Origin of the sequence: Billgrantia aerodenitrificans (genome assembly GCF_021404405.1) — a bacterium.
Classification (GTDB): Bacteria; Pseudomonadota; Gammaproteobacteria; order Pseudomonadales; family Halomonadaceae; genus Halomonas; species Halomonas aerodenitrificans.
The window spans coordinates 1-18,916 of sequence record NZ_JABFTV010000005.1 but is presented as its reverse complement, the minus strand read 5'-3'; the positions used below and the strand labels follow the sequence as shown (position 1 = coordinate 18,916).

Sequence of the window (18,916 nt, the reverse complement as noted above, 5' to 3'; positions counted from 1 at the left end):
AGAACACGACGATGAACAGCCATACCACTCCTGCCGATCCCCGCCACGACGCCAGCCGCCGTATCGCCGCGCCCACCGGCTCCGAACTCAGCTGCAAGAGCTGGCTCACCGAAGCCCCGCTGCGCATGCTGATGAACAACCTTCACCCCGACGTGGCCGAGCGCCCCGAAGACCTGGTGGTCTACGGCGGCATCGGTCGCGCCGCCCGCGACTGGCAGTGCTTCGATACCATCGTCGCGACACTCAAGCGCCTGGAAGACAACCAGACCCTGCTGATTCAGTCAGGCAAGCCGGTGGGCGTGTTCGAGACTCACAAGGACGCCCCGCGGGTGCTGCTGGCCAACTCCAACCTGGTGCCGGCCTGGGCCAACTGGGAGCACTTCAACGAGCTCGACCGCAAGGGCCTGATGATGTACGGCCAGATGACCGCCGGCTCGTGGATCTACATCGGCTCACAGGGCATCGTCCAGGGCACCTATGAAACCTTCGTCGAGGCCGGGCGCCAGCACTACGGCGGCGACCTCACCGGCCGCTGGATCCTCACCGCCGGGCTCGGCGGCATGGGCGGCGCCCAGCCGCTGGCGGCAAGCCTGGCCGGCGCCTGCTCGCTGAACATCGAATGCCAGCAGTCGCGCATCGACTTCCGCCTGCGCACCCGCTACCTGGACGAGCAGGCCGACGACCTCGACGACGCCCTGGCGCGCCTCGAGCGCTACACCGCCGAAGGCAAGGCGGTCTCCATCGGCCTGTGCGCCAACGCCGCCGACGTGCTGCCGGAACTGGTCAAGCGCGGCGTGCGGCCGGACATGGTCACCGACCAGACCAGCGCCCACGACCCGCTGCACGGCTACCTGCCGTCGGGCTGGAGCTGGGACGAGTACGTGGCACGCGGCAAGAGCGAAGCCGAAGCAGTGGTCAAGGCCGCCAAGCAGTCCATGGCGGTGCACGTGCAGGCCATGCTCGACTTTCAGAAGATGGGCGTGCCCACCTTCGACTACGGCAATAACATCCGCCAGATGGCCAAGGAAGAGGGCGTGGCCAACGCCTTCGACTTCCCCGGCTTCGTACCGGCATACATCCGTCCGCTGTTCTGCCAGGGCATCGGCCCGTTCCGCTGGGCCGCACTCTCCGGCGATCCGGAGGACATCTACAAGACCGATCAGAAGGTCAAGGAGCTGATCCCCGACGATCCGCATCTGCACCGCTGGCTCGACATGGCCCGCGAGCGCATCAGCTTCCAGGGTCTGCCGGCGCGCATCTGCTGGGTCGGCCTCAAGGACCGCGCCCGCCTCGGTCAGGCCTTCAACGAGATGGTCAAGAACGGCGAGCTCAAGGCTCCCGTGGTCATCGGTCGCGACCACCTGGACTCCGGCTCGGTGGCCAGCCCCAACCGTGAGACCGAAGCCATGATGGACGGCTCCGACGCCGTTTCCGACTGGCCGCTGCTCAACGCCCTGCTCAACACCGCCGGCGGCGCCACCTGGGTCTCGCTGCACCATGGCGGTGGCGTGGGCATGGGCTTCTCCCAGCACGCCGGGGTGGTGATCGTCGCCGACGGCACCGACGACGCCCACGCCCGCCTGGGCCGGGTGCTGCGCAACGACCCGGGTACCGGGGTGATGCGCCACGCCGATGCCGGGTACGATATCGCCAAGCAGTGCGCCCGGGAAAATGGGTTGGATCTGCCGATGCTCGACAAGTAAGAGCCTCCGTTATCACGACATAACCACGCTACCCGGTGGCGCAAGGAGCGGCCGGGGCAGGTCGAAGAGGAGGTCCGATTCCAGGGATGGAATCGGTAGCGCCCAGGGATGGGTTCACAGCGCCTCCTCGCAGACCTGCCGCGGCATAGCTCCGCCCCGCTGAGGTAAGCATCAAGGTCAAGAGGCCGACAGGAATCCAATATGAACCATCTCGACATTCAACCCGGCAAGATGACCCTGGCCCAGGCGCGCCAGGTGTTCGAGGCGCCGCTGCACGTGACGCTGCCCGACAGCGCCGACGCTGCCATTCAGCGCGCCGTCGATTGCGTCAATCGCGTCGTCGACGAAGACCGAACCGTCTACGGCATCAACACAGGTTTCGGCCTGCTGGCCCAGACCCGCATCGACCACGACAACCTGGAAGAGCTGCAGCGCTCGCTGGTGCTGTCCCATGCCACCGGCGTGGGCGAGCCCATGGAAGACGCCCTGGTGCGCCTGATCATGGTGCTCAAGGTCAACAGCCTGGCCCGCGGCTTCTCCGGTATCCGCCGCGAAGTGCTCGACGCCCTGCTCGCCCTGGTCAACGCCGAAGTCTACCCGCACATCCCGCTCAAGGGCTCCGTCGGCGCCTCCGGCGACCTGGCACCGCTGGCCCACATGAGCGTGGTACTGCTCGGCGAAGGCAAGGCACGCCATCGCGGCGAATGGATCCCGGCCCGTCAGGCTCTCGAGATCGCCGGACTCCAGCCGCTGCGGCTCGCCCCCAAGGAGGGCCTGGCGCTGCTCAACGGCACCCAGGTCTCCACCGCCTACGCTTTGAAAGGGCTGTTCGAGGCCGAAGACCTGTTCGCCGCCGCCACGGTGTGCGGCGCGCTGACGGTGGAAGCCACGCTCAGCTCACGCTCGCCCTTCGATGCCCGCATCCACGACGCCCGCGGCCAGCGCGGCCAGATCGACGCCGCTGCGGCCTATCGTCACCTGCTCGGTGAGCGCAGCGAGATCAGCGACTCCCACGCCCACTGCGACAAGGTGCAGGACCCCTACTCGCTGCGCTGCCAGCCCCAGGTGATGGGCGCCGTACTGACCCAGATCCGCCAGGCCGCCGAGGTGCTGGCCGTGGAGGTCAACGCGGTATCGGACAACCCGCTGGTATTCAGCGACGAGGGCGACATCCTCTCCGGCGGCAACTTCCACGCCGAGCCGGTGGCCATGGCCGCCGACAATCTGGCCCTGGCCCTGGCCGAGATCGGCTCGCTCACCGAGCGTCGGGTCTCGCTGATGATGGACACCCACATGTCGCAGCTGCCGCCGTTCCTGGTGGAGAACGGCGGAGTCAACTCCGGTTTCATGATCGCCCAGGTCACCGCCGCGGCGCTGGCCAGCGAGAACAAGGCCCTGGCCCATCCGCACAGCGTCGACAGCCTGCCCACCTCGGCCAACCAGGAGGACCACGTCTCCATGGCGCCGGCCGCCGGCAAGCGGCTGTGGGAGATGGCCGACAACGTGCGCGGCATCCTGGCCATCGAATGGCTGGCGGCCTGCCAAGGGCTCGATTTCCGCCAAGGGCTCACCACCACCGAAAGATTAGAGCAGGCCAGGAAGGCACTGCGCGGCCAGGTCGACTACTACGACCGCGACCGCTTCTTCGGCCCCGACATCGAGAGCGCCACCCGCTTGCTCGCCTCACGGGTGCTCAACGAGCTGGTGCCGGTGGAGCTGCTGCCCAGCCACTGACCCGCCCTGCACGTTGAGGTAAGATACGCTGCCCCGGCCCACCAGGCCGGGGTTTTCTTTCACCCATCCGTTTCGCTTCGGTCCGATCCTCCAGCTCGAGAGCCGTCATGAATGCCATCGTTCTGGCCATCCTGGTCATGGTCACCCTCAGTCTTGCCCGCGTCTCCGTCGTCTTCGCCCTGATCGCCGCCAGCCTGGTCGGTGGGCTGGTCGCCGGCATGCCCATCGGCGCCATCATGGACGCCTTCAACCAAGGGCTCGGCAACGGCGCCACCATCGCGCTCTCCTACGCCGTGCTGGGCGCCTTCGCCGTGGCCCTGTCGCGTTCGGGCGTTACCGAGCTGCTCGCCGAGCGAGCGATTCGCGGCCTGCACCTGGACGACCAGCCGTCGAGCCGCCGCTGGGTCGCCTTCACCCTGATCGGCGCCCTGCTCGCCGCGGCGGTGAGCTCGCAGAACCTGATTCCGGTGCACATCGCCTTCATTCCGGTGCTGGTGCCGCCGCTGCTCAAGCTGATGAATCACCTGCGCCTGGATCGCCGGGTGGCGGCCTGCGTCATCACCTTCGGCATCACCGCGCCCTACATGCTGCTGCCGGTAGGCTTCGGCGCGATCTTCCTCAACGACATCCTGCTGGCCAATCTCAACGAGAGCGGCGCCGAGCTGGGCCTGGAGGTGACGCGCGGCATGGTGCCCATGGCCATGCTGATGCCCATCGGCGGCATGGCGCTGGGGCTCGCTGTCGCCGTGCTGTTCAGCTATCGCCGGCCGCGCCACTACGAGGATCGCGACCTGGCTCACGGCGACGAGACACCCGCCGAGGCGGCCAAACACCTGGCGCCCTGGCAGATGGCAGTGCTCGGCGCCGCGCTGGTGGGCACCGTGACGATCCAACTGCTCTCGGGTTCGATGGTGCTGGGCGGGCTGTTCGGCTTCGCCCTGCTCTCGGTCAGCGGCGTGTTCCGTTGGCACGAACAGGACGACATCTTCACCGAAGGCATGCGCATGATGGCGCTGGTGGGCTTCATCATGATCAGCGCGGCGGGCTTCGCCGGGGTAATGCAGGCCACCGGCGAGGTACCCGCTCTGGTGGCGGGCTCAACGGAGCTGATCGGTGACAACAAGGGCCTGGCGGCGCTGATCATGCTGCTGGTCGGCCTGTTCATCACCATGGGCATCGGCTCGTCATTCTCCACCGTGCCGATCATCGCCTCGCTCTACGTGCCGCTGGCACTCAGCTTCGGCTTCTCGCCCATGGCCACCGTCGCCCTGGTGGGTACCGCCGCGGCGCTGGGCGATGCCGGCTCGCCGGCCTCCGACTCGACCCTGGGCCCCACCGCTGGGCTCAACGCCGACGGCCAGCACGACCATATCTGGGACACCGTGGTGCCGACCTTCCTGCACTACAACCTGCCGCTGATCGCCTTCGGCTGGCTGGCCGCCATGGTGCTGTGAGGGTGCTGCGAGGGCGCTTTGAGAGAGCTCTTGCGGAAGATCAGCCCAGGCCGCAGCAGCTCTTGAACTTGCGCCCGCTGCCGCAGGGGCAAGGGTCGTTGCGGCCGGGCTTGAGGCGCTCCATGCTGGGCTCGCCGTCGACATAGAACCAGCGGCCCGCCTCGTGCACGAAGCGCGAGTTCTCCGCCAGTACGCCCCAGCGCCTGCCTTCGCGAAAGGTGGCGCGAAAATGCACGTGGCCACGCTCGCCCGCCGAGCCGTGATCGAGCACCTCGAGGCGTATCCAACTGGTGGCATCGTCCAGGTTCAGGTCCACCGGGCAAGTGCTGGCGTGCCAGGTCGCCAGCAGGTAATCCTCGAGCCCCAGGGCAAAGGCACTGTAGCGGGAGCGCATCAGCGCCTCGGGGGTCGGCGCCGCCTCGCCGGCATGAAAGCGGCCGCAGCAGGCATCCAGCGGCAGTCCGCTGCCGCAGGGGCAGCGCGAGATCGTCGAAGTCATCGGTTCTCCGTTCCGTTGAGCCGCCATTCTAGCGCAGCCAGCGCTGCCGTTGCCGAGTGCCATTCGGATACCCACCGAAACAGAGCGTCAGTTTCGCTCTCAGTCAGCTGTCCTACACTGGAAGCAGTCTGTACACACCGTCACCGCTGCATCGCCGCGGACCCAACGGCGGCTTGTGTCAGTATCTCTACACCCGCCCGACAAGGAGTTGGGACACGTAACTTGCGCTGGGTCACGGCACAGCGACAGCGCCTATGTTACATCTGAGCTAATTCACACCGCCTTCGGAGATATGGAAATGCCCGAACGCCAAGACGAGTCCCGCACCGCCTGGCATGCCTTGCCCCCCGATGAAGCCCTGGAGAAGGTCGACGGCAACCGCGACGGCCTGAGCGATGACGAAGCCAAGTCGCGCCTCGACCACTACGGCCCCAACCAGCTCAAGCAGGAGGAGGGGCGGCCCTGGTGGCGGCGTCTGCTCGAACAGTTCAACAACATCCTGATGATCATCCTGCTGGTGGCGGCGGTGGCGAGCCTGGCCCTCGGCCACATGCTGGACGCCGCGGCCATCGTCGGGGTGGTGATCATCATCGCGATGATCGGCTTCATCCAGGAGGGCAAGGCCGAACAGGCCCTGGAGAGCATACGCAACATGCTCTCGCCACAGGCGTCGGTGCTGCGCGGTGGCAAGCGCAAGACCATCGACGCCGAGGATCTGGTGCCTGGCGACATCGTCATGCTGGAGAGCGGCGATCGCGTGCCCGCCGATCTGCGCCTGCTCGAGGCCAAACGCCTGCGCACGGAGGAGGCCGCCCTCACCGGTGAGTCCACCCCAGTGGACAAGCAGACCGACGCCGTCGAGGAGGACGCCGAGCTGGGCGACCGCAGCGCCATGATCTATGCCAGCACCATCGTGGTTCAGGGCACCGCTCAGGGCGTGGTGGTGGAAACCGGCACCCGCACCGAGATCGGGCGTATCTCGGAGATGCTGCGCGGCGTCGAGCAGCTCAAGACGCCGCTACTGCAGCAGCTCGACCGCGCCGGCCGCGTGCTGGCGATCTTCATCCTGGGCGCCGCCGCCCTCACCGCCGCCATCGGCGTGGTCCTCCACGGCGAGCCCATCAGCGCCATGTTCATGGCGGCGGTGGGCCTGGCCGTGGCCGCCATTCCAGAGGGTCTGCCGGCCATCGTCACCATTACCCTGGCGCTGGGCGTGCAGGTGATGGCCAAGCGCAACGCCATAATCCGCCGTCTGCCGGCGGTCGAGACCCTGGGCTCCATCTCCACCATCTTCTCCGACAAGACCGGCACCCTGACCCGCAACGAGATGACCGCCCAGGCGATCTGGCTCCCCGAGGGCGAGTTCCGCCTTTCGGGCATCGGCTTCGCCCCGGAAGGCAAGCTGCACGCCGCCCCCGAAGAGAAAGAGAGCGACGAGTACGGCGAGGAGATCTCGCTGGACGACTACCCGGCGCTGGCGCACTTCCTCAAGGTCGGCGTGCTGTGCAACGATTCCGAACTCGCCGAAGAGGACGAGCGCTGGACGATTCACGGCGACCCCACCGAGGGCGCGCTGGTGGTAGCCGGCGCCAAGGGCGGCTTCGACACCGGCGAACTGCGCGACGAGCACCCACGCCAGGATGCCATCCCCTTCGAGTCCGAGCGCAAGTACATGGCCACCCTCAACGAGCTGGAGGGCAAGCGCCTGCTGGTCAAGGGGGCTCCCGACCGACTGTTGGAGATGTGCCACAAGGTACGTGGCGCCGACGGCGACAGCGAGCTGGATCAGCAGGAGTGGGAAGAGCGCATCCACGACCTCTCCTCCCGCGGCCTGCGTGTGCTGGCCCTGGCGGAAAAGGAGGCCGACGACATCTCCGGCGAGCTCAGCGACGAGGACGCTGAGCAGGGCCTGGTGTTGCTGGGCCTGGTCGGGCTGCTCGACCCGCCGCGGGAGGCCGCCATCGAGGCCGTCAAGCAGTGCCTCGAGGCGGGCATCCGTCCGGTGATGGTCACCGGTGACCACGGCGTGACCGCCAAGGCCATCGCCGAACAGCTCGGCTTCGCCCACACCGACCGCGCCCTGACCGGACGCGAGATCGAGGAGATGTCCGACGAGCAGCTCGAAGAGTGCATTCTCGAGATCGACGTCTTCGCCCGCGCGGCGCCGGAGCACAAGCTGCGTCTGGTGAAGGCGATGCAGGCCAAAGGTGGAATCTGTGCCATGACCGGCGACGGGGTCAACGACGGGCCCGCCCTCAAGCGGGCCGACGTCGGAGTCGCCATGGGCATTCAGGGTACCGAGGCAGCCAAGGAGGCCGCCGAGATGGTGCTGGCCGACGACAACTTCGCCACCATCGTCGGCGCCATCGAGGAGGGGCGCAAGGTCTACGACAACATCCGCAAGACCGTGACCTTCATTCTGCCCACCAACGGCGGTCAGGGCCTGGCCATCATGCTGGCCGTGCTGGCCGGCACCCTGCTGCCGGTCACCCCGCTGCAGGCGCTCTGGGTCAACATGGTGGTGGCGGTCACCCTGGGCCTGGCACTGGCCTTCGAGAAGGCCGAAGAGGACATCATGCAGCGCGAGCCCCGCGATCCATCCGCGGCCCTGCTCGACCTGTTCCTGCTGTGGCGGGTGGTGTTCGTCTCGATTCTGCTGCTGATCGGCGTATTCGGCATGTTCAGCTGGATCCTGCAGGTCCAGGGCGGCAGCGAGGAGCTGGCGCGCTCCGGCGCCGTCAACATGCTGGTCATGAGCAGTGCGGCCTACCTGATCAACAGCCGCTTTCTGGTCAACAGCACACTCTCTCTGCACGGCATCTTCGGCAGCCGCCCGGTATGGATCGCCATCGGCCTGGTGGTACTGCTGCAGTTGGGTTGGACCTACATCCCCTTCATGCAGACGGTATTCGGCAGCGCCGCGCTGTCACCGATTCACTGGCTGGTGATCCTGGCCGGCAGCGTGGTGCTGTACCTGGTCGTGGAGCTGGAGAAGTTCATCCTGCGCAAGCGTGAGGGATCGGATGCCACCCACTCGGGCCGACATGACGAGGCGACGACTTCTGCCAACTAGGTTCGGCGACTGGCGCGGCTGGGCCGGTCGTCTGGCCCTGCTCGCCTTGCTGTGGTGGATGCTCGGCGGCGGCGAAGCGGAGAGCTGGCGCTGGGGAGTGCCGGCCATCATCATCACCGCCCTGGTGATGCCGATTCCCGATCTGCCGCTGCGGCCAGTGGCCTGGTTGCGCCTGCTGCCGCTGGCCCTGTGGCTCGGCCTGCGCGGCGGTATCGAGGTGGCCTGGCTCGCCTGTCGTCCGCGCATGCAGCTCGACACACGAGTCATCGAGCATCGTTGGCAGCGGCTGGACGACGCCTCCGGCCGCTTGTTCATGGCGACCTTGATCAATCTGCTGCCCGGCACCCTCACCGTTCGTATCGACAGCGACCATCTCCAGGTGCACGTGCTGCACTATCGGGACGGTATCGCCGAGAGGCTGCAACGCCTGGAGGGGCAAATCGATGCGCTTTTCGGTGGCCGCCATCTTCGCAACGAGGGCTCCCCATGACGCCGATCTATCTGTTCGCCGCCGTCCTGCTGCTGGCCAATGCCGGTGTCGCTGCCTGGCGCATCTGGCAAGGGCCGACCAGCGCCGACCGCATGGTGGCCGCAGAGCTGATGACGACTACCACCGTGGCAGTGCTGCTGATACTGAGCGCGCTGGTCGAGCAGCCGGCCCTCGTCGACGTTGCGCTGCTGTTCGCCCTGCTTGCCGCGGTGGCCATGGCCAATTTCGTCACCCGCACCTGGACGCTGCTGAGAGAGGACGGTCAGGCACGCGAGGAGGCCAGGCATGACTGAGTGGCTCGAAGTGGTCAGCCATTTGCTGGTGGTCGCCGGCACGCTGTTCTTCGTCACGGGCAGCCTGGGCTTCATCCGCTTTCCTGATGTCTTCACCCGACTGCACGCCCTGACCAAGGCCGATAACCTGGGGCTCGGGCTGCTCTGTTCCGGCCTGGCGCTGCAGGCCGACGGCCTGGCCGAGGCGGCCAAGATCATGCTGATATGGCTACTGGTGCTGCTGGCTTCGGGCATCGGCGCCACGCTGGTGGCATCGACGGCAGCTGCCTGCGGCATTCGTCCCTGGCAGAACCGCACAGGCGCAAGCCGGGAGGCGCAACAGGAGCCGCAGGAATGACGGCGCTGACCCTGGGCTTCGATCTGCTGCTCGCCGCCGGCCTGATCTGGCTCGGCTGGCAGGCACTGTTTCTGACCCGCCGCTTCGCCGCCGTGGTCCACTTGATGGCCTTCAACCTGCTCATGGCGCTGGTCTGGGTACGCCTCGAGGCGCCGGACATCGCCCTGGCGGAGGCCGCCATCGGCGCCGGTGTGACCGGCGCACTGCTGCTCACGGCGCTAGGCCGCCTGCCCAGCACGGCCGCTGTCGGCTCCCATCCGCAGCGCTGGCACCGCTACTGGCGCTATCCGGCCGTCTTCGCCGCGTGCATCGGCGCGGGCTGGCTGGCCTGGGGCGTTCAACGCCTGCCGCGCCCCGGCCTGGCCGCCGAGGTGACGGCCGAGCTGGACGCCACCGGCGTCAGCCATGCCGTGACCGCCGTACTGCTCAACATCCGCGCGTTGGACACACTGCTCGAAGTGGCGGTGATGCTGGGTGCCGTGATGCTGGTGTGGTCACTGGGTCCGGCGCTGCGCCCCTTCGCCCCGGCGACCGCCCTGCCCGGTCTGCCCGCCCTGTCGCGCCTGCTGCATCCGCTGTTCCTGCTCGTTCCCACCTATCTGCTGTGGCGCGGCGCCCATGCGCCGGGTGGCGCCTTTCCCGCCGGCGCGGTGCTGGGGGCCGGCGGCATTCTACTGCTGCTGGTAGAGCGTATCGGCTGGATGCAGCAGCCCCGCTTCAAGCCTCTGCTGCGCTTGCTGCTGGTCGCCGGGCTGGCGCTCTTCCTCGCCGTCGGCCTGGGCGGCCTGCTGTTGACCGGGACCTTTCTGGCGATTCCCCAGGCGCTGGCCAAGCCGGCGATCCTGGCGGTGGAAGTCGCCACGGCGCTCTCGATTGCGCTGATGCTGATGGCACTCTACCTGTACGGGGAGCCCGGCCGATGAGTCTCTTCTACGCTGTCGTGTCTGCCCTGCTCTGCGGCATGGCCCTCATCGGCCTGTTTCGCACTGACGACCTGGTGCGCCGTATCGTGGCGCTCAATGTGCTGGCCAGCGCCACCTTTCTGCTGCTGGTCACCCTCGCCCGCACCGAGGCGGGGATCGATCCGGTCCCCCATGTGATGGTGCTGACGGGCATCGTGGTGGCGGTAAGCACGACGGCCGCCGCACTGGGCTTGACGATCCGCGCCCACGAACGTCGTCATGAGGAGTCGCAATGACGGCATCGGGGCTGGCCGCCTGGACGCTCCCAGCGATGATCTTCCTGCCGCTCGGTCTCTCGATAGCGGCATTTCTCGGCGCCCTCTCCCCCGGGCGTCAGGTGGCGCTGGGGCTGCCCGTCATGCTGATGAGCCTCGCACTCTCCTTGCCGGCGACGCTGGGCGGGGAGTCGATCGGCATCGCCCTGGGCAACTGGCCGCCACCGCTGGGCATCGCCTGGCATCTCGATTTCCCCGCTCTCACGATGCTGATCATGACGGCCGTCGTGGCAGGCGCTGCCAGCCTGGCCCTGCTGCTGGACCCGTCGACATCCGCCGACCGGCATCTGTGGCCGCTGTGGTGGATGATGTGGGCCGGCCTCAACGCTCTGCTGCTGTCCCAGGATCTGTTCAATCTCTACGTCACGCTGGAGCTCGTCACCCTGGCCGGCGTCGGCCTGGTGGCCCGCTCGCCCCACGATCGCTTCGGCGAGGCCGCCCTGCGCTATCTGATGGCCTCGCTGCTGGCTTCGCTGCTTTACCTGCTGGGAACGGCGCTGATCTACGGCCAGACCGGCCGGCTCGACCTCGGCCTGCTGGTCGACTCCCTGGAGGATGGCGCCACCATGCGCCTGGCGGCCGCCCTGCTTACCCTGGGGCTGCTGATCAAGGCCGCCGTGGTGCCGCTGCACACCTGGCTGCCGGCCGCCCACTCCAAGGCCCAGGCGCCGGTCAGCGCCATGCTCTCGGCCGTGGTCGTAGGGGTGACCCTGTTCGTGCTGTGGCGTCTGTGGCTGGCCCCGCTGGCCAATCTCAACAGCGCCCAGCTCGATTGGCTGGTTGTGATCGGAATGGTGGCACTGGGCTGGGGCGGTGTTCAGGCCGCGCTGCAGACCCGACTCAAGCTCCTGATCGCCTGGTCCACGCTCTGCCACAGCGGCTACGCGCTGCTGCTGCTCGGGCTCGATGTCGACATGAACTGGTTCACCCCGGATGAACCGCATGCCCCTGCTTTTCCGGGCGGCCTACAGCTGCTGCTCGCCCACGGGTTGGCCAAGGGGGCGCTGTTCCTTGCCGCCGGTGCCATCGTCGTCGCCCACGACCACGACCGCCTCAGCCGGCTGGCCGGCGACGCCGGTCGCCTGCCGCTGGCCTGGCTGGCCATGGCGCTGGCCGGCCTCAGCCTGCTGGGCATTCCCCCGACCGGCGGGTTCTTCGGCAAGTGGTGGCTGCTGCAAGGGGCACTGGCGCAAGACCATTACCTCATTGCTACGGTCGTGCTGCTCGGCACCTTCTTCACCGCTGCCTGCCTGTGGCGTCTGTTCGACCTGGGCCTGCGCCCCGAGCCGCGCCGGGCAGCCGTTATCGCATCTCGCCCCACTCACGGCGACATCACCCGACGCCTCTCTTGGCTGGCACTGGGGCTTGCCGCGCTGGCCTGGGGCCTGGGTCCCTTCATGGCGCTGTCTACGCCGCTTCCCATGGAATTCACTATCAGCCTCGCCCTGGATGCCACCGGCCTGGCCTTCCTGCTGCCGGCGCTGTGCATCTGGCCGCTGGTGCTGTGGGCTACCTACAGCTGGCGGGACACCTTCCCTGCCGCCAACCGCCTGCTCGCCATGCTGGCGTCGGCAGCGGCGATCCATCTGATCGCCCTGCTCGCCGCGGACCTGCTGACCTTCTACACCGGCGCCGCGCTGCTAAGCCTGCTGGGATGGGCCATGGTTCAGCACGACGGGCATCAGTCATCGCGCCTGGCCGGCTTGGGCTACCTGGTCATGCTGCTGCTGGCCGAAGTGGCGATGCTGGCGGGCCTCGCGCTCATTGCCAACGCCAGCGGCGACCTGCGCTTCGCCAGCCTGACTCACCACGAGCTGCCACCCCTGGCCCTGGGCTGCATGGCGTTTGGCCTGGCCATCAAGGCCGGTGTCATCGGCGTGCATGCCTGGCTGCCGCTGGCACATCCGGTCGCACCGCCCATGGCCAGCGCCGTCCTCTCAGGGCTGATGATCAAGCTCGGCCTGCTGGGTGCCCTGCGCCTGCTTCCGCTCAGCGATGTCACCGTGGCCTGGGGCCCCGTCATGGTGATGGTGGGGTTGGTCGCCGCCGTCTATGCGGCACTGCGCGGCATCGTTCACGATCACGCCAAGGTCGTGCTGGCGTGGTCGAGCGTGAGCCAGATGGGGCTGCTCACCGCTCTGCTGGGCCTGGTGCTCTACAGCAGCTCACCGGCCACCGCCATGACGGCCCTGCTGCTGCTGGCGACAACGCACTCCCTGGCCAAGGCCAGCCTGTTTCTGGGGGCGGGAATGGCCAACCGGGTGCACGGCAGGGAGCACCGCTGGGTACTGCTCGGCATGCTGCTGCCGGCCCTGGCGCTGGCGGGCGTGCCGCCCACGGGCGGCGTGCTGGTCAAGTCCACCATGGAGAGCGCGCTGACGGAAGCCGACGGGGCCGGCTGGCTGCTCTCCCTCTCGGGCATCGCCACCGGCCTGTTGATGCTGCGCCTGCTGTGGCTGCTATGGCGCTCGCCACCCAGCCGGCAGACGCTGCACCTACCCGGCGGGCTGTGGCTGGGCTGGGCCACGCTGGCAGCCCTGCCGGTGCTGGTGGCCTGGGGCTGGCAGTGGTACGCACCGCTTGTCGCAGCACCGTTCGCCACCCTGCGCTCCGGCTTGCTGGAGCCATCCCTCGCCCTTGGGCTGGCGGCCATGGCGGTTCTGCTCAAGCCTCGATTGCCGCAGCTGGGGCGGGCACGCCTCGCATGGCGCCAGGCGCTGGAACAGCGAGGAGAGCGTGGCTTTCGACGGCTGGCCTGGATGCTCAAGCGGAGCGAAAACAGGCTTCAACCCTGGCCCGCCTTCGGCATCGCGCTGGGGTTCGTGTCGCTGGGCATGGGCGTCGCAGCGCTGCTACCCGGTTGAAGTCGATCGGCGCCGGCTCATGAGCGCCGCTTGGTGCGGGCGGTGGCCTCGGCGGTGGTGGGGTCTTCGGGCCAGGGGTGCTTGGGGTAGCGGCCGCGCATCTCTCGACGCACTTCGGGGTAGCCGTTGGCCCAGAAGCTGGCGAGATCCGCGGTGACCTGTAGCGGGCGCCGCGCCGGCGAGAGCAGGTGCAACAGCACCGCCACCCGCCCCTCGGCGACTCGCGGCGACGCCTGCCAGCCAAAGGTTTCCTGCAGCTTCACCGCCAGCACCGGCGCCCGGCCCTCCAGGCACGGCGTGTAGTCGAGGCGTATCTGCGAGCCGCTGGGCACTTCGAGACGCTCCGGCGCCAGCGCATCGAGCCGGCTACGCAGCGACCAGTCGAGACTGTCGAGTAGAAAGCGGCCCAGCGGCAGCCGCGCCACCGCGTCGAGGCTTCTGACGCCGTCGAGGTGCGGCCCCAGCCAGGCTTCGAGATCATCGAGCAGCGCCGGCAGCGACCAATCGGGCCAATCCTGCTCATCCTCACAGTCTTGATCCCCCCGAGAGCCCAACGCCTGGCGCAGCAGCGCTACCCTGCCGCGCAGCTGCTCGGCGCTGTCGTCGAAGGGCAGCTCGCCGCGCCGGCGCAGGGCGTCGAGCAGCGCCTGACGCACCGCCTCCGGCGGCAGCGACGAAAGCGCCTTGCGCTCGAGCACCACCGCCCCCAGGCCGCGCACCTGCTCACCGATCAGGCGCCCCTGCTCCTCCGACCACTCCAGGCTCGCCCGCCACTCTCGCGTTTCGGGAAACAGCGCCTCGAGCCGCGCTCGCTCGATGGCCACGCCGCGGAAGATTCGTGCGCCGCTGGCCTGGCCGTCCAGCTCGGCGGCCACCAGCAGCTCGGCATGGGCCAGCGCATGCCGCTCGGGCAGGGTCGCCAGCCCGCCCGACGCCAGGCGGAAGCGACCCGGCCCGGCGTCGTGCTGGATACGCTGCGCCACCCGGTCCGGATAGGCCAGCGCCAGCAGCTCCCCCAGCGGCGCCAGGCTCGTGACCTCCAGGCCCACGCCGCCAATCCGCGCCAGGCGCTGGGCCTCGCGCTGCCATTGACGGTGAGCGGCGGGCTGCGCCAGGCGGGCCTGCAGCGTGCGCTCCAGGTCCTGTTCGCCGTCGAGATCGCGCCCCTCCAGCGTCGCCACCAGGGCACAGGCCAGCGGCACGGCGTCGAGCTCGCCGGCACGCGCCAGCATCGTCGCCAGGCGCGGATGGGTGGGCCAGCGTACGCAGGCACGGCCCAGCTCGGTGAGCAGGAAGCCCTCGTCCATCAAACCGAGCCGCTGCAGCAGGCGGCGCCCGGCCGCCAGCGCCCCGGCGGGAGGCGGCGTGATCCAGGCCAGCCCGGCCGGGTCGACGATCCCCCAGCGGGCCAGCTCAAAGGCCAGCGGAGCGAGATCGGCCTGCAGCATCTCGGGCTCGCCGTGGGCCGGCAGCGGCTGCTCCTCGGCCCACAGCCGCAGGCAAAGCCCCGGCCCCTGACGCCCGGCCCGGCCGCGACGCTGGTCGGCGCTGGCGCGATTGACGCGACGGGTCTCCAGCCGGCTGAGCCCGCTGCGCGGCTGGAACACCGGCACCCGCTCCTGACCGGCATCGATGACGATGCGTACGCCATCCACGGTGACGCTGGATTCGGCGATGGCGGTGGAGAGCACCACGCGCCGCCGACTGTCGGGCTCGGGCTTCAAGGCGCGGCGCTGCTCCTCCAGCGGCAGCCGCCCGTGCAGCTCGCGCACCGCCAGTTCGGGCCTACGGCTGGCCAGCTCCCGCGCCAGGCGGCGGATCTCGGCCACCCCGGGCAGGAACACCAGGGCATCGCCTTCGCTCAGGGCAAGGGCTTCCTCTACCGCTATAGCCTGCTGGCTTGCGGCGTCGTCGCGAGAGCTGGAGTTGGAGTTGGAGCGAAAGCTGAGCGGACGATAACGGGTCTCCACCGGGAAGCTGCGCCCCTGGCTCTCGAGCAGCGGCGTGGCTTCGCCGAGCACGCCGAGCAGGGCCTCGACGTCGAGGGTGGCCGACATCACCAACAGGCGCAGGTCGTCACGCACCGACTGGGCATCCAGCGCCAGGGCCAGTCCCAGGTCGGCCTCCAGGCTGCGCTCGTGAAACTCGTCGAAGACGATGCCGCTCACCCCTTCGAGCAGCGGGTCGTCCTGCAGCATTCGCGTCAGCACCCCCTGGGTGACCACCTCGAGCCGCGTGTTGGGCCCCACCCGGCTCTCGCCGCGCATGCGGTAGCCCACGGTCTTGCCGACTCTTTCGCCCAGGCTTTCCGCCATGAAGCCGGCGGCCAGGCGGGCGGCCACCCGCCGCGGCTCCAGCAGCAGCAGGCGGCCTGCGCCGCGCTCGCCCAGGCACCAGGCCTCGTTCAGCAGCGCCAGCGGCACCCGTGTGGTCTTGCCCGCCCCGGGCTCGGCGACCAGCAGCACGCGGGAATGCGCGGCCAGCGCCTGGCGGATCGCCGGCAGTTGGGCATCGATGGGCAGTTCGCCGCCGGGCGTCATCGAATTGTCATCTCGCTTCATATACGATTTGCCATATGTTTCGCCACCGACGTTCACTCACGACTTTCTCTACAAACACGAGAGCCCCGACATGACCCTACGCATCGGCATCAACGGTTTCGGTCGCATCGGTCGCCTGGCGCTGCGCGCCGGCTGGACCAACCCGGACCTCGAGTTCGTGCGCATCAACGACCCGGGCGGCGACGCCGCCACCTTCGCCCACCTGCTGCAGTTCGACTCGGTACACGGCCAGTGGAGCGGCGGCGGCGATGATATCACGTCGACCGAGGACGCCATCGAGGTGGCCGGCAAGCGCATCGCCTTCAGCACCAATCGCGAGATCGCCGATACCGACTGGTCCGACTGCGACGTGGTGATCGAGTGCTCGGGCAAGATGAAGACGAGCGCCAAGCTCCAGGGCTACCTGGACCAGGGCGTGAAGCGCGTGGTGGTCAGCGCGCCGGTGAAGGAAGAAGGCGTGCTCAACGTGGTGATGGGGGTCAACGACCACCTCTTCGATCCCGCCAGCCACCGCATCGTCACCGCGGCGAGCTGCACCACCAACTGCCTGGCGCCGGTGGTCAAGGTGATCCACGAGCGGCTCGGCATCCGCCACGGCTCGATGACCACCATTCACGACATCACCAACACCCAGGTGATCCTCGACGCCCCCAGCTCTCCACAAAAGCCTGACCTGCGCCGCTCACGGGCCTGCGGCATGAGCCTGATCCCCACCACCACCGGCTCGGCCAAGGCGATCACCGCGATCTTCCCGGAGCTGACCGGCAAGCTCAACGGCCACGCCGTGCGCGTGCCGCTGGCCAACGCCTCGCTCACCGACATGGTGTTCGAGGTAGCGCGCGAGACCACGGTCGAGGAGGTCAACGCGCTGTTGAAGCAGGCCGCCGAGGGCGAACTGGCCGGCATCCTGGGCTACGAGGAGCGCCCGCTGGTCTCCATCGACTATCGCAGCGACCCGCGCAGCTCCATCGTCGACGCCCTCTCCACCATGGTGGTGGCCGGCACCCAGGTGAAGCTGTACGCCTGGTACGACAACGAGTACGGCTACGCCTGTCGCACCGCGGAGCTGGCCGCCAAGGTGGGGAACGCCGCCGGGGTGGAGAGCAACAAGGAATGATCGCGCGCGTCGCCGCCCTGCCCCGCGAGGTTCGCCAGTATCTGCTGGTGACCGGCAACTACTGGGGCTTCACGCTCACCGACGGCGCCCTGCGCATGCTGGTGGTGCTCTACTTCCACCAGCTCGGCTATTCGGCGCTGGAAGTGGCGCTGCTGTTCCTGTTCTACGAGTTCTTCGGCGTGGTCACCAACCTGGTGGGTGGCTGGCTGGGCGCACGGCTGGGGCTCAACCGCACCATGAACCTGGGGCTGGGCTTGCAGATCGTCGCCCTGGCCATGCTTCTGGTGCCCACGGCCTGGCTCGCGGTGCCCTGGGTGATGGCGGCTCAGGCACTCTCGGGCATCGCCAAGGACCTCAACAAGATGAGCGCCAAGAGCGCGATCAAGAGCCTGGTGCCGGCGGGCGACGAGGGGCACACCTCGCTCTACCGCTGGGTGGCGCTGCTCACCGGCTCGAAGAATGCGCTCAAGGGGGTGGGGTTCTTTCTCGGCGGGCTGCTGCTCACGCTGATCGGCTTCCAGGGGGCGATACTGGCCATGGCGCTGATGCTCGTCGGCGTGCTCGGCCTCTCGCTGCTGCGCCTCGACGCCGACCTGGGCCGCGCCAAGGCCAAGCCGAAGTTCCGCGAGATTCTCTCCAAGAGCCGGGCGATCAACATTCTCTCGGCGGCGCGCATGTTCCTGTTCGGCGCCCGCGACGTGTGGTTCGTGGTGGCGCTGCCGGTGTTCCTCGCCACCCAGTTCGGCTGGGACCATTGGCGGGTCGGCGGCTTCCTGGCGCTGTGGGTGATCGGCTACGGGGCGGTGCAGGCGGTGGCACCACGCATCACCGGGCGCACGGCGGGACGCAGCGCCGCCATCGCCTGGGCCGCGGCGCTGGCCGCCCTGCCGGCGCTGATCGCGCTTGGCCTTCAAGTACAAGGTCTGGAGTGGCTGCCGCACGTGGTGCTGCTGGGCGGGCTGTTGCTGTTCGGCGCGGTGTTCGCGGTGAACTCCAGCCTGCACAGCTTCCTGATCGTGCGCATGGCGCGCTCGGACGGGGTCTCGCTGGACGTGGGCTTCTACTACATGGCCAACGCCATGGGCCGGCTGATCGGCACCCTGCTCTCCGGCTGGCTCTACATGACCGGCGGCCTCAGCGCCACGCTGTGGGTGTCGAGCGCCATGCTCATGGCAACGGTGGCGATCAGCCTGGCGTTGCCGAGGGAGGCTTGACCGCCGCCGATTCGTCGGGCGGGACTTGTAAGAAATTGCCGACAATTTACGTCAGCCATCGTCGCTTCATGCACCTACCGCCTTGTGTCTTCGTGTCGCATGCGTAACCTTGCGTTTCTTGTCCTGCTTTTTCATCAGGTTGGTGAAAGGAACGCGCGTATGGCCGATGCAACTGGATTGCAATTCACCCTCGATCTCGCCGGGGTCGACAGCGCCGAGCTGGCGGTGATCGACTTCACCCTGGAAGAGGCACTCTCGCAGCCCTTCCACCTCGAGGTGCGTTTCGCCAGCCGCGACGGCAGCCTCTCCGCCACCGAGCTGCTCGACCGCCCGGTGAGCC

The 18,916-nt window shown here is 68.4% G+C and carries 15 protein-coding genes; 13 read left to right on the top strand and 2 right to left on the bottom strand.

What is annotated here, in order from left to right; genetic code table 11:
* The first annotated feature begins 11 nt into the window (after window positions 1-11).
* The 3 genes from hutU to HOP59_RS10535 all read left to right on the top strand — a co-directional run bounded on the left by hutU (window position 12) and on the right by HOP59_RS10535 (window position 4,891).
* On the top strand, window positions 12-1,703 hold the full coding sequence (gene hutU / locus HOP59_RS10545) for a urocanate hydratase (protein WP_234253946.1): 1,692 nt from the start codon (window positions 12-14) through the stop codon (window positions 1,701-1,703).
* Between the two features lie 201 nt (window positions 1,704-1,904).
* Complete coding sequence (gene hutH, locus HOP59_RS10540; RefSeq protein WP_234253945.1) at window positions 1,905-3,437, top strand: histidine ammonia-lyase; 1,533 nt, start codon at window positions 1,905-1,907, stop codon at window positions 3,435-3,437.
* A 107-nt stretch (window positions 3,438-3,544) separates the two neighbouring features.
* Entirely contained in the window at window positions 3,545-4,891 is a 1,347-nt protein-coding gene (locus HOP59_RS10535; RefSeq protein ID WP_234253944.1) for a Na+/H+ antiporter family protein, read from the top strand.
* Between the two features lie 40 nt (window positions 4,892-4,931).
* Here HOP59_RS10535 and HOP59_RS10530 read toward each other — a convergent pair whose 3' ends face one another.
* Window positions 4,932-5,390, bottom strand: a complete 459-nt coding sequence (locus tag HOP59_RS10530; protein WP_234253943.1) for a YchJ family protein — start codon at window positions 5,388-5,390, stop codon at window positions 4,932-4,934.
* Window positions 5,391-5,688: 298 nt separating this feature from the next.
* On the opposite strand from HOP59_RS10530, the gene HOP59_RS10525 reads away from it, so the two are divergent.
* The 7 genes from HOP59_RS10525 to HOP59_RS10495 are packed head-to-tail and all read left to right on the top strand — an operon-like array spanning window position 5,689 to window position 13,684.
* The gene (locus tag HOP59_RS10525; RefSeq protein WP_234253942.1) at window positions 5,689-8,463 is read left to right on the top strand and encodes a cation-translocating P-type ATPase; all 2,775 of its coding nucleotides are present in this window, start codon (window positions 5,689-5,691) and stop codon (window positions 8,461-8,463) included.
* Window positions 8,435-8,953, top strand: a complete 519-nt coding sequence (locus tag HOP59_RS10520; RefSeq protein WP_234253941.1) for a Na+/H+ antiporter subunit E — start codon at window positions 8,435-8,437, stop codon at window positions 8,951-8,953. The genes HOP59_RS10525 and HOP59_RS10520 overlap by 29 nt, the downstream gene beginning before the upstream one ends.
* The gene (locus HOP59_RS10515) at window positions 8,950-9,246 is read left to right on the top strand and encodes an MrpF/PhaF family protein (protein WP_234253940.1); all 297 of its coding nucleotides are present in this window, start codon (window positions 8,950-8,952) and stop codon (window positions 9,244-9,246) included. Before HOP59_RS10520 ends, HOP59_RS10515 begins: the two co-directional genes overlap by 4 nt.
* Window positions 9,239-9,583 carry a monovalent cation/H(+) antiporter subunit G gene (gene mnhG, locus HOP59_RS10510; protein ID WP_234253939.1) on the top strand — a complete coding sequence of 115 codons (345 nt, stop codon included), beginning with the start codon at window positions 9,239-9,241 and terminating at the stop codon, window positions 9,581-9,583. Before HOP59_RS10515 ends, mnhG begins: the two co-directional genes overlap by 8 nt.
* Window positions 9,580-10,506, top strand: coding sequence for a hydrogenase subunit MbhD domain-containing protein (locus HOP59_RS10505; protein WP_234253938.1), 927 nt, complete (start codon window positions 9,580-9,582; stop codon window positions 10,504-10,506). Before mnhG ends, HOP59_RS10505 begins: the two co-directional genes overlap by 4 nt.
* Window positions 10,503-10,781, top strand: coding sequence for an NADH-quinone oxidoreductase subunit K (locus HOP59_RS10500; protein ID WP_234253937.1), 279 nt, complete (start codon window positions 10,503-10,505; stop codon window positions 10,779-10,781). The genes HOP59_RS10505 and HOP59_RS10500 overlap by 4 nt, the downstream gene beginning before the upstream one ends.
* Window positions 10,778-13,684, top strand: coding sequence for a proton-conducting transporter transmembrane domain-containing protein (locus HOP59_RS10495; RefSeq protein ID WP_234253936.1), 2,907 nt, complete (start codon window positions 10,778-10,780; stop codon window positions 13,682-13,684). Before HOP59_RS10500 ends, HOP59_RS10495 begins: the two co-directional genes overlap by 4 nt.
* A gap of 17 nt (window positions 13,685-13,701) precedes the next feature.
* On the opposite strand, the gene hrpB is transcribed toward HOP59_RS10495, so the two are convergent.
* Window positions 13,702-16,245, bottom strand: coding sequence for an ATP-dependent helicase HrpB (gene hrpB, locus HOP59_RS10490; protein WP_234253935.1), 2,544 nt, complete (start codon window positions 16,243-16,245; stop codon window positions 13,702-13,704).
* 70 nt (window positions 16,246-16,315) lie between these two features.
* On the opposite strand from hrpB, the gene HOP59_RS10485 reads away from it, so the two are divergent.
* The 3 genes from HOP59_RS10485 to HOP59_RS10475 form a co-directional block, all read left to right on the top strand.
* Window positions 16,316-17,362 (top strand): ArsJ-associated glyceraldehyde-3-phosphate dehydrogenase, encoded by a 1,047-nt coding sequence (locus HOP59_RS10485; RefSeq protein ID WP_234253934.1) that lies wholly within the window; start codon window positions 16,316-16,318, stop codon window positions 17,360-17,362.
* Window positions 17,359-18,576 carry an organoarsenical effux MFS transporter ArsJ gene (gene arsJ / locus HOP59_RS10480; RefSeq protein WP_234253933.1) on the top strand — a complete coding sequence of 406 codons (1,218 nt, stop codon included), beginning with the start codon at window positions 17,359-17,361 and terminating at the stop codon, window positions 18,574-18,576. The genes HOP59_RS10485 and arsJ overlap by 4 nt, the downstream gene beginning before the upstream one ends.
* A 159-nt stretch (window positions 18,577-18,735) precedes the next feature.
* Window positions 18,736-18,916, top strand: a 181-nt coding sequence (locus tag HOP59_RS10475) for a hypothetical protein (protein ID WP_234253932.1), incomplete at its 3' end; no start/stop codon positions are given.

Bases quoted from the DNA above. Each gene is read 5' to 3' on its own strand.
- HOP59_RS10485 (WP_234253934.1), top strand. From the start codon at position 16,316: ATGACCCTACGCATCGGCATCAACGGTTTCGGTCGCATCGGTCGCCTG.
- hutU (WP_234253946.1), top strand. From the start codon at position 12: ATGAACAGCCATACCACTCCTGCCGATCCCCGCCACGACGCCAGCCGC.
- HOP59_RS10505 (WP_234253938.1), top strand. From the start codon at position 9,580: ATGACGGCGCTGACCCTGGGCTTCGATCTGCTGCTCGCCGCCGGCCTG.
- HOP59_RS10525 (WP_234253942.1), top strand. From the start codon at position 5,689: ATGCCCGAACGCCAAGACGAGTCCCGCACCGCCTGGCATGCCTTGCCC.
- hrpB (WP_234253935.1), bottom strand. From the start codon at position 16,245: ATGAAGCGAGATGACAATTCGATGACGCCCGGCGGCGAACTGCCCATC.
- HOP59_RS10530 (WP_234253943.1), bottom strand. From the start codon at position 5,390: ATGACTTCGACGATCTCGCGCTGCCCCTGCGGCAGCGGACTGCCGCTG.
- HOP59_RS10520 (WP_234253941.1), top strand. From the start codon at position 8,435: ATGACGAGGCGACGACTTCTGCCAACTAGGTTCGGCGACTGGCGCGGC.
- HOP59_RS10515 (WP_234253940.1), top strand. From the start codon at position 8,950: ATGACGCCGATCTATCTGTTCGCCGCCGTCCTGCTGCTGGCCAATGCC.
- mnhG (WP_234253939.1), top strand. From the start codon at position 9,239: ATGACTGAGTGGCTCGAAGTGGTCAGCCATTTGCTGGTGGTCGCCGGC.
- HOP59_RS10535 (WP_234253944.1), top strand. From the start codon at position 3,545: ATGAATGCCATCGTTCTGGCCATCCTGGTCATGGTCACCCTCAGTCTT.
- hutH (WP_234253945.1), top strand. From the start codon at position 1,905: ATGAACCATCTCGACATTCAACCCGGCAAGATGACCCTGGCCCAGGCG.
- HOP59_RS10500 (WP_234253937.1), top strand. From the start codon at position 10,503: ATGAGTCTCTTCTACGCTGTCGTGTCTGCCCTGCTCTGCGGCATGGCC.
- HOP59_RS10495 (WP_234253936.1), top strand. From the start codon at position 10,778: ATGACGGCATCGGGGCTGGCCGCCTGGACGCTCCCAGCGATGATCTTC.
- arsJ (WP_234253933.1), top strand. From the start codon at position 17,359: ATGATCGCGCGCGTCGCCGCCCTGCCCCGCGAGGTTCGCCAGTATCTG.